12 protein-coding genes are annotated in these 14,189 nt (G+C 54.8%); 3 read left to right on the forward strand and 9 right to left on the reverse strand.

Going from position 1 to position 14,189, the window contains the following annotated elements; genetic code table 11:
- Nucleotides 1-246 precede the first annotated feature (246 nt).
- Nucleotides 247-804 (reverse strand): hypothetical protein, encoded by a 558-nt coding sequence (locus ACLPGZ_RS05625; RefSeq protein ID WP_429641047.1) that lies wholly within the window; start codon nt 802-804, stop codon nt 247-249.
- Between the two features lie 478 nt (nt 805-1,282).
- Nucleotides 1,283-2,593, reverse strand: coding sequence for a ParB/Srx family N-terminal domain-containing protein (locus tag ACLPGZ_RS05630; protein ID WP_429641048.1), 1,311 nt, complete (start codon nt 2,591-2,593; stop codon nt 1,283-1,285).
- A 242-nt stretch (nt 2,594-2,835) separates the two neighbouring features.
- Between ACLPGZ_RS05630 and ACLPGZ_RS05635 the strand changes: the two genes are divergently transcribed.
- On the forward strand, nt 2,836-3,120 hold the full coding sequence (locus tag ACLPGZ_RS05635) for a hypothetical protein (protein ID WP_009454242.1): 285 nt from the start codon (nt 2,836-2,838) through the stop codon (nt 3,118-3,120).
- A 99-nt stretch (nt 3,121-3,219) separates the two neighbouring features.
- On the opposite strand, the gene ACLPGZ_RS05640 is transcribed toward ACLPGZ_RS05635, so the two are convergent.
- From ACLPGZ_RS05640 to ACLPGZ_RS05655, 4 genes are all read right to left on the reverse strand, one after another.
- Complete coding sequence (locus ACLPGZ_RS05640; RefSeq protein WP_429641049.1) at nt 3,220-3,696, reverse strand: copper uptake system-associated protein; 477 nt, start codon at nt 3,694-3,696, stop codon at nt 3,220-3,222.
- Between the two features lie 170 nt (nt 3,697-3,866).
- Nucleotides 3,867-6,014 (reverse strand): TonB-dependent receptor family protein, encoded by a 2,148-nt coding sequence (locus ACLPGZ_RS05645; RefSeq protein ID WP_429641050.1) that lies wholly within the window; start codon nt 6,012-6,014, stop codon nt 3,867-3,869.
- A 62-nt stretch (nt 6,015-6,076) separates the two neighbouring features.
- On the reverse strand, nt 6,077-6,505 hold the full coding sequence (locus tag ACLPGZ_RS05650) for a DUF2946 family protein (RefSeq protein WP_083053567.1): 429 nt from the start codon (nt 6,503-6,505) through the stop codon (nt 6,077-6,079).
- Between the two features lie 64 nt (nt 6,506-6,569).
- A complete protein-coding gene (locus ACLPGZ_RS05655) occupies nt 6,570-7,565 on the reverse strand; it encodes a zinc-dependent alcohol dehydrogenase family protein (RefSeq protein ID WP_429641051.1) in 996 nt (331 codons plus the stop codon).
- Between the two features lie 99 nt (nt 7,566-7,664).
- Between ACLPGZ_RS05655 and ACLPGZ_RS05660 the strand changes: the two genes are divergently transcribed.
- Nucleotides 7,665-8,582 carry a cupin domain-containing protein gene (locus ACLPGZ_RS05660; protein WP_429641052.1) on the forward strand — a complete coding sequence of 306 codons (918 nt, stop codon included), beginning with the start codon at nt 7,665-7,667 and terminating at the stop codon, nt 8,580-8,582.
- A 69-nt stretch (nt 8,583-8,651) separates the two neighbouring features.
- Here the strand turns inward: ACLPGZ_RS05660 and ACLPGZ_RS05665 are convergent, their stop codons facing one another.
- The 3 genes from ACLPGZ_RS05665 to ACLPGZ_RS05675 all read right to left on the reverse strand — a co-directional run bounded on the left by ACLPGZ_RS05665 (nt 8,652) and on the right by ACLPGZ_RS05675 (nt 12,596).
- Nucleotides 8,652-9,989: a D-serine ammonia-lyase gene (locus ACLPGZ_RS05665; RefSeq protein ID WP_115633618.1), complete on the reverse strand. Its 1,338-nt coding sequence runs from the start codon at nt 9,987-9,989 to the stop codon at nt 8,652-8,654.
- A 341-nt stretch (nt 9,990-10,330) separates the two neighbouring features.
- A complete protein-coding gene (locus tag ACLPGZ_RS05670; protein ID WP_115633620.1) occupies nt 10,331-11,245 on the reverse strand; it encodes a c-type cytochrome in 915 nt (304 codons plus the stop codon).
- On the reverse strand, nt 11,238-12,596 hold the full coding sequence (locus ACLPGZ_RS05675) for a cytochrome c (protein ID WP_115633621.1): 1,359 nt from the start codon (nt 12,594-12,596) through the stop codon (nt 11,238-11,240). Before ACLPGZ_RS05675 ends, ACLPGZ_RS05670 begins: the two co-directional genes overlap by 8 nt.
- Before the next feature lie 452 nt (nt 12,597-13,048).
- On the opposite strand from ACLPGZ_RS05675, the gene ACLPGZ_RS05680 reads away from it, so the two are divergent.
- Entirely contained in the window at nt 13,049-14,179 is a 1,131-nt protein-coding gene (locus ACLPGZ_RS05680; RefSeq protein ID WP_035273219.1) for an NAD(P)/FAD-dependent oxidoreductase, read from the forward strand.
- Nucleotides 14,180-14,189 lie beyond the last annotated feature (10 nt).

Raw genomic sequence — 14,189 nt, forward strand, 5'->3', positions numbered from 1 at the left:
CGTATCGGGGTAGCTCAGCAGCATACGCGGCTGATGACATACAAAAAGCAGTGGCTCCGATCAAGGCTGTTCTCATCTTCATAATCTCTCCAATGATGATTTGCTTGTAAAGCTCAGGAGCCAGGTGGCTCCTGGCTTCTTTAATGGTGTCTGTGCTGCAGAAAGCTTTCCAGGGTGTACCTTGTGCAAGGATTGAGGCCAACCCTGTCAGACCGATGATTTGGAGGCTGTGTGCCTGTGTTTGGCCTACTTGGATTCTTCCGCCAGAAGTGTTTTGAAATCCGCGTGGGTAACCAGTGCGCGGATCGCATCCTGAATGGCACCCAAGCCTGCCTGTGCCGTTTGATTGCATGCCGTTTCACCATAAAAACTGGAGGTGTATTTATGGGTGTTGTTGACGGCAATTGACTTTCCATTTGAAGAGCTAAGTTCCATACCCACTGTCCATGTTCCGCCCATGGAGTCAAAGTCCAGGGTAGTCAGCCTGCCTGTAAGTTCAAGGGTGGATTCTTTTTCATAAATATTTGCGATGATCAATTCGCTAATTAGCGCTTTGCGAACATAGTCGGCATAGCTTTCTCCATCAGGTGTTTTGATGGGCCCGACTGCACGACACATGATTTCCCTAGGCTGACTGTCTTTATTTGTGGGACTGTCGTTACGGAAGTCCCCAACACTGGCCTTTACATCGCCAACAGCCCGTAGAGCGACTACTGTATCGGTAGAGATGCTGTATCGTGGAACAGCATAAGTAGAACAACCAACCAATACGGTCGAAAGAGCTAAAACTGCGATTGTTTTCATAACGCTATCTCACCTTCCTCTATCAAACTAAAATTCTGTTACTTGATTTCTAAAAAATAAGGAGCCGAATTGCTCCTTTTCTTCTTTTGCTTAATTTTTCTTGTGTAAAGTCCTCAAAGCTTGAACTGCGTTCGTCGTCATTGCTTGTTCGTTCGATTTATATTCTCAAGATTGATAGGGGCATGAGATTTCAGGATGTTTTTCTTGATTTTTTCCGCAGTAAATCGTTGCGCCTTATGAATTTCTTGATGTTATTTCATAGGGTAATTTGTTGTTCCCTTAATCAATAGCCTGTCGATCATAGCTATTTTTTTCTTGAATGGCGATGGACGCATTCTTCTTGATTTGATGAGTATTGGTGAAAGGGATTGCTCGCTTGTCTCAAGAGTGGGGATAGTCCAAGTTGTTGCGGTGCGTCTAGCTATTTAAAAAGCCCGCATTGCGGGCTTTTTATTTGATCAGGTCCTGACTAGCTGTATTACCACCCCCAGCAAGTCCCCGCCGCAGGCTTGCCGCAATTGCGGTAGTTCACTGCAAACCACAGCTTTCCTGCACCCCGTGGGCTACCGTCAGATTTGACGTCGTTGCGTGGCAGTTCTTCCAGGGTGTCGCGCGCTGTTTTAGTGTCGGAGTCACTGGCAGCGTCCGGTTCCAGGACGATACGGCCTAAAGCTGCTGCATCACGGTCTTCAAAGACCAGATCCGTGTCTTTCAGAGCCGTCATTTTCAAGGCTGCATCGCGCACGGCAGCCGCGTAGCTGTCGTCTGAACCACCGGGTTTCAAGGTCTTGTTCAAGGTGCTCACCGCCAGAATCTGGGCCGGTGTGGCGGGTGGGGCCATCTGGTATTCGTCCAGCTTGGGCAGTTGGCCCTCGGAAGCTTGGCGGCGCAGCCAGTCGCCCCACAGAAACTCTGCGTATTCAGGCAGCTTGCCGTTTTTATAGGCAAGGTCGCGGGTGAAATACACCAGGGAGCGATAGCGATCTTCCTGCATGCCACCGGCTTCTTTTTCGTTGGCCAGCCCAACGCGGGTGGGCAGTTGCTCGACAGTAATAGCCTGGTTTTCACCATCACGCAGCCAGACCAGTTTCTCTTTGCTCATGCGCTCCCAGAAGGCGGACGCTTCGCGGATGTCGCTGTAGTTGGCGCTGACTTTTACCCAGACGGGCAGTTTGGGGCCGCCGTCCGGGATTTCGCGCAGGGAGGAGAAGGTGTGGTGGCCATCGGTCAGATAAAGATTGCCGTCCCAGCCTACGACCACGGTTTTCAGGTTTGCTGTTTGCGAGCCCAGAGGGTCTTTGCACAGATACGTGGTGGGCTGGTCCAGGCGGGCAGCTTGAGCCTCAGCGATGGTCAGAAATTTTTGAGCACGTTCGGTTCCGCCCATATCCTCGCAGTAGTCGTCAAACTTCTTGCCGATGGTGCGATTCAGGTAGTCCAGTTGCTGTTTGGGGTCCTTAGCCCAGGTGGGCCGATCCAGATCGCCTTGCCAGCGTCCCAGCTTGTAGTAAACCTGATCGTAGCCAATGGCCGCTTGGGTGGGATGCAGTTCTTCGATGCGGACCTTGATGACATCGCCTGCCTTGCTGTCCAGATAGGCGGTGTTGCGAGGTGGTTCCGGGTCTTCAGTGACGGGTGGCGTCACGACGGGGGCTTCGGGGGAGTGGCTGCCGCCTGTGCTGGAGCCGCTGTCGCAGGCTGCCAAGGCCAAGGGCAGCAGGGCGATACCCAGGGCACGCAGAAGCTGTTGTCGGGCTGGGACAAGAGAGGGCAAAGAAGCGAGGTTCATGGTCCGTAATGGGATTTTGTTGGAAGATCCTAGATCATGAGGGATGGGTATTGCCGGAACATTGCATTCAGAAACATTCATCGCTTGTGCGGGATAGCTGCCTGCTTGTCACGGCCGGGGCGAAATTGTGACCAGCTTGCTCAGTCCTCTCCCATGCGGACTGAATCCCGTAAACTGTCCACGCTTGAATTAAATCGCTAAATCACTTCCTGGCTGTGGGAGCTGGTTTTAAAAGGTCATTAATGTCGCTCTACAAAAAAGCCTGGCTGTTCACCTTGTTCAATATCTTGCTCCTGGTCGCCTTGTATTTTGGGCTGCCTGTGTTCGACCGTGTGTTGGGGACCTTCGGGTTTTTAGTCTTTGGCTTTTATATTCTGGGCCAGGGCTTGGTAGCCATGACCGTTTTTACTTGCCCAAAGTGCGGTTTGTCGCCGTTCATGGGTAGCCAGAGCTTGTTCACCAGTTATTCGCCCTTTCCGCGCAAGAAGTGTGGACAGTGCGGGCATGACCACACTCAGACTGAGTAGGGCAAGTTGCGATCCGGCGGCCCGGCGGCCCGGCGATCCGGCCCGGTGCACTGATTCCTTGTTGACTCAGTCCTTGCGCAGCGGGTTCTCCTTCCTGGATTAGTCGGGTTGATGGTTGTGATCCACCACCATATTGTCTCCAAAGGTGGAGAATTTGGCGGTGACCTCGGCGGGCAGTTTGGCTTCAGCCTCGCTGGAGTTCTTGACCAGGCGTTCTGCCGCTTCAGCGCTCATGCCTGCCATGGTTAGAGTCTCGACATCGTTCAAGCCATCGCCACCACACATATGAACATTCCATTCCCCATGACGACTCTTTAATAGCGCACGACCACCACGTGTCAGTTGCGTCCAACCCGCCAGGGCGTAGTCACCCTCGATTACGATAGGCTCCACCACAAGAGGGGCTTCGGGGCTGTCCCAAATCGCCTTCATGGCTTGGGAGATGCGATCGGCCTCTGATGGTGCAGCGTGAGCCATGCCCGTGAACATAGCGAACAAGATGAATAAAGCCATGGCGAAGAAAAGCCCATGGAGTGCCACTTTGAAGGTCTGGTGATGTTGTGAAGCGGTTTTCATAAGGACTCCTTGTTTCTCAAGCTAATAAAAGACAGGGTGGGGCTGTCGCCCCGAGCTGAGTGCCTAGCTGACTTGTGGGCAGCCAAGAGGCAGTGATCCGGTATGTAAAGCGCGATAGCCGCGATTTGACGGGCATGACGAACCTCTTAACAAGATGAAAAAAAGCGGGATCAATACTGGATCTGCACACCAGCAAAGACAGATCGCCCTGTGCCCGGCTCGAACAAGGGCGAAGAGGTTGTGGCGTAGTCCGTAATGCTGGCGCTGGCGATGTATCGACGATCTGTCAGATTGCGGCCATCTATATAGAAGGAGTAGGGGCCGCGTTCCCATCCGGCTCGCAAGCCAAGCAAGGCATAGGAGCTGGTCTTGGTGGTATTGGCGTTATCCACGTAGTAAGCCTGGGGCACCCATTCCACATTGGGGCCAATGTGAAAGCCCGACGGGTGTTTGTAGATAATCTCTGCCCGCAGATAATGCTTGGGTACGCCGGGCATTTGATTGTTGTTCCAGTCCCGATCATTGTCGAATTTGAAGTTGCTGTAGGTGTAGGCGCCTTTGATGTCCAGGCTGTCACTTTGCAGACCTTGCACCAACAAGCCACGAGCGGCCGTCCACTGCACACCCAGTTCTATGCCTTGATGGGTTGTGCGATCTGCGTTGACGGTTTTGTCGCAAATGTTCCAGGGCGCGCTGATGCATTGCAACTCGTTTTTGACGCGGGCATGGTACAGGGAGACGTCCCAGGCCACGTTTCCGTTTTCCCCCCGGGTGCCTATTTCGAAGGTGGTGGCACGTTGAGCTTGCAGACGATCCAGATCATTGCGGGTCGAGAACGTCATGTCGTCAAAAGTTGGCGGCTCGGCGCTGCGGGAAATATTGCCGTAGATTTGCCACTGCGGACCTGCATCCCATAACAGGCCTAATTTGGGATTGAAAAAGTTGTAGCTCTTGTCCCCGGATCGGGTGGCGGGCAGGCCGCCGTTATACAAGTCCTGACGCTTACGTTGGGCGTGCATGTACTGCAGGCCGGTAATCAGGGATAAGTCCGAACCAAGACTCCAGGCGTTTTCGGCATAGGCGCTCAGGTTGTTGGCCCTGTCTTTGCTGGCAGACAGCTTCTCCCGCCGTCTGCCTTCTACGTTTACAGAGTTTTGAGCATCAGTCTTGCCTGCCGACCAAGTCAAGCCTAGCGTGAAGCGGTTGTCTCTGCCTGCAAGCGGGCTGGTGTTGACCAGCCTGCCGTAAGCGCCGTAGCTGCTCGTGTCTCTATCAACAAACTGATAAATAGGGTGCCGTAGTGAGCTTTGCTCGAACCAGCCACCCAGTTCGTATTGAGTCTCTCCCATGACCAGCACTGTGCGGTTGGCAATGCGGCCTCCGTCCAGGTTGAGCTGCCAGTCGTGCTCTTTATTGGCTTTGGCAGCTTGCCGTGGATTATTCAGAGCCTGATCGCGGCTGACCGAGCCGGGAATATCCTGGTGAATTTGATAGCCGCTCAAGTAAAAACGGGTTTCTGACCGGTCTGAAAGCCGCCAAGCCAGGTTTGCGCTGGCTCGCAAGGAATGGCCAGCACTTTGCTCTCGGTAGCCATCTTGAGTTTGCCAGGAGCCGGAAATCACGCCATCCAGCTTCTCGCCCGCAAAACCGCTGCCAAGTTGCACGCGCCGCCAGCCAAAGCTACCGGTATCCAGACGTCCTTGAAAGGTGTCGGCATCGTGGCCGGTGGGGGTGACGAAGTTGATGGCTCCACCTAAAGTAGCGGCTCCGTACTGCAAGGCATTGGCGCCTTTATAGACCTCGGTATAGCGGTAGGCTGTAGGGTCGATGCGATGAAAATTGCTGCTGCCGTCCGGGTCATTTAATGGAATGCCATCCTGGTACAAGCTGATGCCGCGCAGATGGTAATACCGCGACAGACCCGAGCCACGTATGGACAGACGTGCATCATCTCCCCATTTGGGCTGTGCAAACACCCCGGGTGTGTAGTCCAGCATGTCTTTGACGGTGGCGGCCTTAGTGTCACGCCAGGCGCTCTCGGGCACCAGCGCCACCCCGCCCGCGACTTGTTCAATGGTTTTTTGAGCGCTTTGCAGGTCTGGAACGGTCAGACTTTTACCACGCTCTGGAGTGACGATGACGGGAGCCAGTGTTGGCGTCTGTGCATGTGCAAGGCTGGTCCAGGAGCTGGAAAACAGCAAGGTCAGAGCCAGGACGCTGCTTCGTGTGCGTGGTGATGTTTGTGCCGAGTGACGAGAGCGCGAAAAAGGGGCGGTCTGCACGGCGCATGCCTGTGCAGAAACACAAAAAATGGACATAAAAAAACCTTGAATGACTTCGCTGAAAAGCGACTGCACATACGGCAGTCGACGACGAGAGATCAAGCAAGGTTGACAGGGGGAGCGCGTGACCCTAGTGGTGGCCCCAAGGCAGGCAGGGGCGGCAAGCTCTGATTACGGTGTACTAGCAACAAAGGCTGGTGAACCACCGGGACATCCAGGCTTGCCATATCAGCGCTGGGTAGGGCTACTTGAGACAGGACCAGTGCGTAAGGGCACTTCTGCATATCCGCGTGTTCATTGGATTGCGGCGGATCGGCCTGTCCTGTCAGGCTCATCCAGATCGTGCTGGGCGTTCCTCCGGGGGCGCAAAGCGTGACGGAAAAGAAGCCATTCTGTTCACCCGAGCTATCGGGCATGTAGCCTGCCGGGACCAGCGAACGGCTTAGAAATGACAGGATCGCCAGGCAAAAAAGAATTTGCCAGGCTATGCCATTCTTAGCGAGAGAGCAGTGCCGGTGGATAGACATGGCGGGATTGTATTACAACTGCTTCTCAATTAGCTTTGATTTATCTTATGCTCGGACTCCGTCATTAGTGATGGATCACGATTTTTCCAAAGCGATCGCGCTCTTGCAGATAGCGGTAGGCTTCATGAGCGTTTTTAAAATTGAAGACCCGGTCGATCACCGGATGGATTCGGTGCTGGCTAATGACTCGATTCATGGCTTCCAGATCACTGCGACTACCTACACCAATGGCTTTGTAGTTGGCTTGACTAAAGACCAGATCCATGACATCCAGCGATTGCACGGATTTTCCCAAGGAGCCGATCAAGGACACTTGCCCACCTACAGCAATCGCTTTGATGGATTGCGCAATTGTCACCGGACCACCGACATCGACAATACGATTGACGCCTTCGCCGTGCGTGTAGTCTCGTACAAGCTCGGACCATTCTGGCGTGTCTTTGTAGTTGAAAACCTGGTCAGCCCCTAACTGCAGCAGCTTGTCGAACTTATTGTCTGAAGAAGTGCTGGAGATGACGTAGGCTCCCATTGCCTTGGCCAATTGAATGGCAAAAATGGACACGCCACCTGCTCCTTGTGTCAGCACTGTATCGCCTGCATTAATACCGGCCAGTGCGGACCAGGCCGTCAAGGCTGCGCAAGGCAGGGTTGCTGCCTCTTCAAAACTCAGATGGGCGGGCATAGGCGACAAGGCCTCTGCCGACACGACTTTGTATTGAGTCAGCCAGCCGTCATGCTCAACACCATATTGTTCCCGGCCTGCGTAGGCTGGGCCACCGAACCAGTTCGGGAAAAAACTGTTGATGACACGGTCGCCCAACTTGAAGCGCTGCACGCCGGGGCCAAGGGCATCAATGATTCCTGCTGCATCTGACAGTGGTACAGCTCCTGGCGTAGTGGGATAGCGCAATGTACCTTTCATGACCAACCGGTCTCTGAAGTTCAAGGACGAGGCCATGACTTGAACCCGCACTTGTCCGGGACCTGGTTCGGGAAGCGGTTCCTGACCTCGTGCCAGGTAGTCCAAACTGCCATATTGTGTAAAACGGTAGGTGTCCATGCATGCTCCTGTTGATACTTGCATGGAGCATGCTAGGCCTGAGGCTTCAGACGATCTATAGTTAAAAATCCGATTTTCCTGTCTTATCGTCTGATAGTCATGAACCCCTTTGATGAAATCCTGGATGGCATGCGTTTGCAGCATGCTTTGTATGCGTGCTTCCAACTGTGTGCGCCTTGGGGCGTCAGCTTTGACACCGGCGAGTATGCGCGGCTGTTGATTGTCAGCAAAGGGGCTTGTTATTTGAAGGGAGAGCAGCGAGCCGATCCCGTGCTGCTGGAAGCGGACACCTGCATGCTTGTTCAACCAGGGGTGCAATTCTCGCTGTGTGACGGCAAGGAAAGTCCGCTGGTTTCCTGTGAGACTTTGGCTCGGTATCCGCATGATGAGCCGATCATCCATGGGGGCGATGGAGCTTTGACTGAAATCGTGACGGCCCGCTTTGCTTTCAACAAGTTGGCTGCCGAACCCCTGTTCAGTGCGCTTGGCCCCTTGGTACACACTCGCTTGAGGGCGGAAGATGCTGCCGCCATAAAAAGCATCCTGCATGTGCTGCAAACCGAAGCGCAAAGCCGGGATTATGGAACTCAGCTGATTAACGCCCGTCTGGTTGATGTGATGTTCATTCAGGTGCTGCGGGCTTTATCGCACTGTGCCTCCTTGGGGGCAGGGCTGTTGGCGGGTATTCGAGACCCCAGGATGGCCCCGGTCTTGCAAGCTGTGCATCAGCAGATTGCGCGTCCGTGGTCGGTGGAGGAAATGGGCGCACTGATCGGGCTGTCCCGGTCCACCTTTTCTGCTTTGTTCAAGGCGGCTGTCGGGCTAGCCCCCTTGGCGTATTTGACGGCTTGGCGTATCTATAAAGCCAAGCTTTTGTTGGCAGCCGGTTCGCAGACGATAGGGCAAATTGCCGCGCAGGTGGGGTATGACAATGAGTCCAGCCTGAGCCGTGCTTTTAGCCGTTTGGAAGGAGTCTCGCCCGGTGTGTGGCGGCAGAGGCAAAGAGCCGGAGTTTGATGTCCGGCCCTACGTCAGGAGATTGAACAGGCGCAGCCTTGCCTAAGAGCCTGTTCTGTCTGTTTCCGCTTACAGGCTGCGCCCCTTATCCAGATAGGTTTGAAACTCCGTCTCCGGCACCATGCTGCCGCCCGTTCCCCAAACCAGGTGGGTAGCGTTCTCCAGCTGAACATGCGTAAAACTCATACGCTGCAGATATTCAGGCGAGTTCAATACCCGCGCCATGCCGGGCACGCCAGCCAGGGCGGAGGGTTCCAGTTTGACCTTGTCCTGTTCGTAGGCAATGACCATCAAACGGTATAACTCTTCGTCCGTGACGGTGTAATAGCCGTCGATCAGACGCTGCATGGCTTTGCCCACGAAGCCCGAAGGGCGTCCTACGGCCAAGCCATCAGCGGCGGTGACGTTATCAATTCCGAAGTCTTGTACGCTGATCTCATCATGCAAACCGGTATAGACGCCAAGTAGCATGCAAGGCGAGTGAGTCGGTTCCGAAAAGAGGCAATGCACGGCATCGCCAAAAATCAGTTTCAGGCCAAAGGCTACGCCACCAGGGCCACCACCAACGCCGCAGGGCAGGTAGACAAACAAGGGGTGGTCCACGTCCACAACAATGCCCGCTTGCTGAAACTGTGCTGCCAGTCGTTCGGCAGCCACTGCATAGCCCAGAAAAAGATCCGGGGAGTTTTCATCATCCACAAAGTAGCAGCGCGGGTCCTGGGAGGCTTGTTCGCGGCCTTGCTCCACCGCCACGCTGTAATCGGATTGGTGCTCGACCACATTGACGCCGTTGGCTCGCAGCTTGTCTTTTTTCCATTGGCGGGCATCGGCAGACATATGGACGCTGACTTTAAAGCCCAGCTTGGCACTCATGATGCCGATTGATAGTCCCAGGTTGCCGGTGGAGCCGACGGCGATGGAGTATTGGCTGAAGAAAGTACGGGCCTGTTCGCTATCCAGCTGGCTGTAGTCGTCCGTCAGCGTGATCAGGCCTGCTTCCAGTGCCAGATCCTCTGCATGTTTCAGGACTTCATGGATGCCGCCACGGGCTTTGATGGAACCGGAAATGGGAAGTTCGCTATCAGCCTTCAGCCACAAGGCCCCTGCCTGCTCCAGCACGTTTTCTTGAATCAGTGTTTGGCGTAGCTGATGCAAGGGCTTGAGAGGGGATTCGATAATGCCGTTGCTGGTTGCGGTATCTGGAAAGACGGCCTTCAGATACGGCGCAAAGCGTTGCAGACGCGCGCTGGCAGCCTGCACATCCTTGGCGTCCAGTCCCACATCTGCCAGGGCTTGGGCGGTGGGGGCGATGGCTGGATTGAACCAGGTGCTTTCTTTCAGGGCGATCAGATCGCGGATAAGGGGATGGCTGTCTTGCCAGGCCGCCAGGGTTTTTCCATGGATCATGCGTTCACCTGATGAGTAGCTGGGTTTCAAGGATAGAGAGAGGAACGATGCTACACGATTGCGCTTAATGATAGGGATGGCAAGGAGCTTGAATTGAGCAGGGAGGAGCAGGAGAGGGCAAGGCGGAAAGTGATGACTATCGCAGTCTGCTTGTCAGGCTTGGAAGTACAGCCAAAATGGTGGAAACAGTCTGCAATTGAGTGCCGGTGCTTCGCGAAACAGGAAAACACTGCCCTCATCAAGAGGGCAGTGTTAATGGCTTTAAGGGTGTCTGTCTTGGGGGGGCAGACCTTCTGGAAAAAGCGTCTGGCACGCTTTAATCCAATCAGGAAGCGCGGATGTTAATACCGTGCATCCTTGGGTTTTTTACCATTCGGCCAGTCGTTCACTTTGCCCGCAAAGTCAGGCCGTGGCATATGCGTAAAGTACTCGGCAATGTCCACAGCATCCTGATCATTCAGCACACCTCCTTGGCCCCAGGCTCCGTGCGACGCCACGCTCATGGGCATGTTGTACTTGATGAATACCGCGGCCTTGAAGGTACGTGCCATACCTGCGCCTATATTGAAGGATTCATCCCCCCATAATGGCGGAAATACGATATTGCCGCGTTCATCCTTCAGGCCTTGACCTTCAAAGCCGTGGCAGCTGGCACATTGGACCGCATAAAGTGCTTTACCACGCTCGGGATTGGGGATCAGATCATGATCCAGTGGGCCGTCAATAGGCACCTGGACTTTTTGACCGGCTTGAACCCCTTGCGCCAACCACTTCATATACGCCAGCATGCCTTGCATTTCCGGCGAGTCTACAGCTATGGCCTTGCCATTCATGGAGCGCATGAAACAGCCATTGATGCGGCCGGCCAAGTCCACCATCTTGCCCGAGCGGGGCATGACCTTCGGGTAGCTGACAAAGCTGTTGATGTAATGCGCACCGCGCGGAGCTTTGCCTTGGTCAATATGGCAACTATTGCAGTTCATGGCGGCGCCCACATTGTCGGGCAGCAGACGACGTGTTTCGTTCAAGAGGCGTTTGCCGTACAAAATGGCGTCGGCGTTTGGTTCTTTCTCGATCAGCAGGTCCGAAGGAATGGTGTATTGACCCACCACCTCTTTGCTTTCCACATTAATAATGGGATACGTGGCTGGGGTCGGGCCCGTCAGGGCGGGGCTGGCTGCAAAGGCATACCAGCTTGCCGCTGCGACACCGGCAATGGCCACAGCCAGAACGGACAGGGTTTTGGCTTTACTCATGGCTGGCTCCTTGAGGCAGGATATTGGGCGATTTATTGGCTACAAACTGGCGGATGTGGGCAACGTCGGCCGCCTGCACGGTGGGGGCCTGGTTGGTCCAGCTGGTACGAATGTAGTTAACAAGATCGGCGATTTCCTGGTCGCCCAAATGGCGGAAGGCAGGCATGGTGAAGCTCATTGTGTCGACGCTGTTTTCAGGCATGCGTCCACCTTCCAGGGTCACTTGAATGACCGATTGCGGGTTGTTGGCAAAAACAGCCGAGTTGCCGGCCAGTGCCGGGAAAACACGGGGTACGCCCTTGCCGTCGGCCCGGTGACAGGTCACACAGTGGGCGGCATACAACCAGGCGCCGGGCGAGGTGTACTGACCATCCAGCTGTGTTTGCGTAGTGGTATCCGCTTGGTGCGGGATCTCGGGGTTGCGACCTTTGACGGGTGGCAGGGATTTCAGATACTGCGCCATGGCCTTCTGGTCCCGAGGTGTCATGTACTGAGTGCTGTGTTCGACCACATCCGTCATGGCGCCAAAGGCCGCTACTTTATCGGTACGGCCGGTGGCAAAGAAATCCAGCAGCTCGTCTTCAGACCAGCTGGCCAGGCCACGACCTTCGCCGCGCAGGCTCTTGGCGCGCCAGCCATCAATCACGGCACCGGACAGATAGTCGTCGCCGTCTTTCAGGCTCAAGGCCAGTTCTTGATATGCCACGCCGCGCGGTGTGTGACAGGCACCGCAGTGGCCGGGGCCCTGCACCAGATAAGCCCCCCGGTTTTTCAGATCATCCAGGCCTTCATCAGCCACAAATGTCTGATCAGTGGGAGCAAACAACCATTGCCAGAAAGCAATGGTCCAGCGCATCTGGAAGAGCTTGGGCAAAGTGGGCTCGGCATTTTGCTGTTTGACCGCCGGAACGCCCTTCATGAAATAGGCGTACAAGGCATTCATGTCCTCGTCGCTCATGACCGAGTAGGAGGGGTAGGGCATGGCGGGGTAGAGTGCAGCGCCGTCCTTGCGTACTCCGTGCTGGACGGCCGTTTTGAACTCGTCCAGGGTGTAATTGCCTATGCCGGTGTCCTCGTCGGGTGTGATGTTGGTGGAGTAGATCGCTCCCAGCGGGGTTTGCATGGCCAGGCCGCCTGCATACTTTTGACCGCCAGGAACGGTATGACAGGCCACGCAGTCGCCGGTGCGGGAGACGTAGGCTCCCTGCTTGATCAGGGCGTCATCATCCAGCTTGATGGTGCTTGCCGAGGGGGAGACGATGCTGCGTTGCGACAAAATAAGCTGAGATCCACCATAAGCGGCCCCCAACCCCACTAGTGCAAGGATCAAGGTCTTAGATAAGACATTCATAGACATTACCCATAATTATTAAATAAATGCGTCAAATAACTTCGAGTCACACTCAGTACGGATGGTATAGAGAGCCCAGGAGGCAAGAAACCGTTGTTCGGAGCAGAATTGATCTAACTCAAGGGTTATGTATATAGGCTTATAGCGAGTTGCGATTGCAAACTTAAAGCGCCACTTATATGGCGGCTAAATGGCAGATTGAGAACTAAAAAGAATGAGAGGCTTGGACAGGCTTGCGATGCTCAACCGTCAGCTGTGAGGTTCTTCCAGTTTTCCGGAGCAGCAACAACTGGACCAGATGCAAGGGCCTGTATCTAAACTGAAATGACTTCGATCTGGCGCCACACAAGGCTTGCAAGCAAGCCCGAAGTGTCCGCCTAGTAAAAACCCTCTTGGATGTTTTTCTTGGAAAGACCTACTATTAGCCCTCAATTATCGGATATGAGAATTTTATGGTGTACGACTACGTAATTGTTGGAGCCGGGATGGCAGGCGTGTCTTTGGCCTACCGTTTGCCCGAAAGTGCCCAAGTGCTGGTTCTGGAAAGAGAGTCCCATGCTGCGTATCACTCCACGGGACGCTCGGCTGCGATGTTTGTTGAAACCTATGGTACGGAAACGATTCGTGCCTTGACTGTTGCGGGCAATGATTTTTTCAGCCATCCACCTGCGGGCTTTAGCGATCAGCCAATTTTGCTGCCGCGCGGTGTGCTGTATGTGGGGACCGCCGATCAGCAGGATTTGCTGGACAGCCAGTATCAGGATTGGCATGAACAAGGTCTGGATGTGAGCCGCTTGAGTGCCGAAGAAGCCTTGGCCATGGTGCCCTGTCTGGACCCTGCGCAGTTGGCCGGTGCCTTGTATGACGGTCAGGGTCAGGACATGGATGTGCATGCCTTGCACCAAGGGTTTCTGAAAGGTGCACAAGCCAAGGGTGTGAAACTGCGTCTGGATACGGAAGTGGTGTCGGCCAAGTGGGATGGCGAATGTTGGGAAGTTCAGCTCAACGCCGAGCCTGCAAGTTTGCGCACTCGTGTGCTGGTCAATGCGGCGGGTGCCTGGGCTGATACCTTGGCAGAACGCTGTGGCGTGCAGGCTTTGGGCATTCAACCCAAACGCCGTTCCGCTTTCCTGTTTTCGCCGCCCGAAGGTGTGGATCATCGTGACTGGCCCGCCGTCATTGATATTGGCGAAGAGTTTTACTTCAAGCCCGATGCCGGCATGTTGCTGGGTTCACCGGCCAATGCCGACGACGTGGATGCCCATGATGTCGTGGCTGAAGAGCTGGATGTGGCCACCGGCATTTACCGTATTGAAGAGCGCACTCAGCTCCGTATCCGTCGTCCCAGCCACACTTGGGCGGGGCTGCGCAGTTTTGCTCCTGATGGTGAGCTGGTGATTGGTCAGGATGCAAACTGCCCCGGCTTTTTCTGGCTGGCCGGTCAAGGTGGCTATGGGATTCAAACCGCCGCAGGCGCGTCCTTGCTGGCGGCCAGTTTGTTGCAAAAGCAGGATCTGCCCGATTCTTTGAAGGCCCTGAATATTGATCCGGCTGTGGTATCACCCGCTCGTTTCAGAACATAAAAACAGCAGC

Origin of the sequence: Alcaligenes sp. Me129, from assembly GCF_050487245.1 — a bacterium.
Classification (GTDB): domain Bacteria; phylum Pseudomonadota; class Gammaproteobacteria; order Burkholderiales; family Burkholderiaceae_B; genus Alcaligenes; species Alcaligenes phenolicus.

Bases quoted from the DNA above. Each gene is read 5' to 3' on its own strand.
- ACLPGZ_RS05630 (WP_429641048.1), bottom strand. From the start codon at position 2,593: ATGAACCTCGCTTCTTTGCCCTCTCTTGTCCCAGCCCGACAACAGCTT.
- ACLPGZ_RS05670 (WP_115633620.1), bottom strand. From the start codon at position 11,245: ATGAGTAAAGCCAAAACCCTGTCCGTTCTGGCTGTGGCCATTGCCGGT.
- ACLPGZ_RS05625 (WP_429641047.1), bottom strand. From the start codon at position 804: ATGAAAACAATCGCAGTTTTAGCTCTTTCGACCGTATTGGTTGGTTGT.
- ACLPGZ_RS05650 (WP_083053567.1), bottom strand. From the start codon at position 6,505: ATGTCTATCCACCGGCACTGCTCTCTCGCTAAGAATGGCATAGCCTGG.
- ACLPGZ_RS05680 (WP_035273219.1), top strand. From the start codon at position 13,049: ATGGTGTACGACTACGTAATTGTTGGAGCCGGGATGGCAGGCGTGTCT.
- ACLPGZ_RS05660 (WP_429641052.1), top strand. From the start codon at position 7,665: ATGAACCCCTTTGATGAAATCCTGGATGGCATGCGTTTGCAGCATGCT.
- ACLPGZ_RS05645 (WP_429641050.1), bottom strand. From the start codon at position 6,014: ATGTCCATTTTTTGTGTTTCTGCACAGGCATGCGCCGTGCAGACCGCC.
- ACLPGZ_RS05635 (WP_009454242.1), top strand. From the start codon at position 2,836: ATGTCGCTCTACAAAAAAGCCTGGCTGTTCACCTTGTTCAATATCTTG.
- ACLPGZ_RS05640 (WP_429641049.1), bottom strand. From the start codon at position 3,696: ATGAAAACCGCTTCACAACATCACCAGACCTTCAAAGTGGCACTCCAT.
- ACLPGZ_RS05655 (WP_429641051.1), bottom strand. From the start codon at position 7,565: ATGGACACCTACCGTTTTACACAATATGGCAGTTTGGACTACCTGGCA.
- ACLPGZ_RS05675 (WP_115633621.1), bottom strand. From the start codon at position 12,596: ATGAATGTCTTATCTAAGACCTTGATCCTTGCACTAGTGGGGTTGGGG.
- ACLPGZ_RS05665 (WP_115633618.1), bottom strand. From the start codon at position 9,989: ATGATCCATGGAAAAACCCTGGCGGCCTGGCAAGACAGCCATCCCCTT.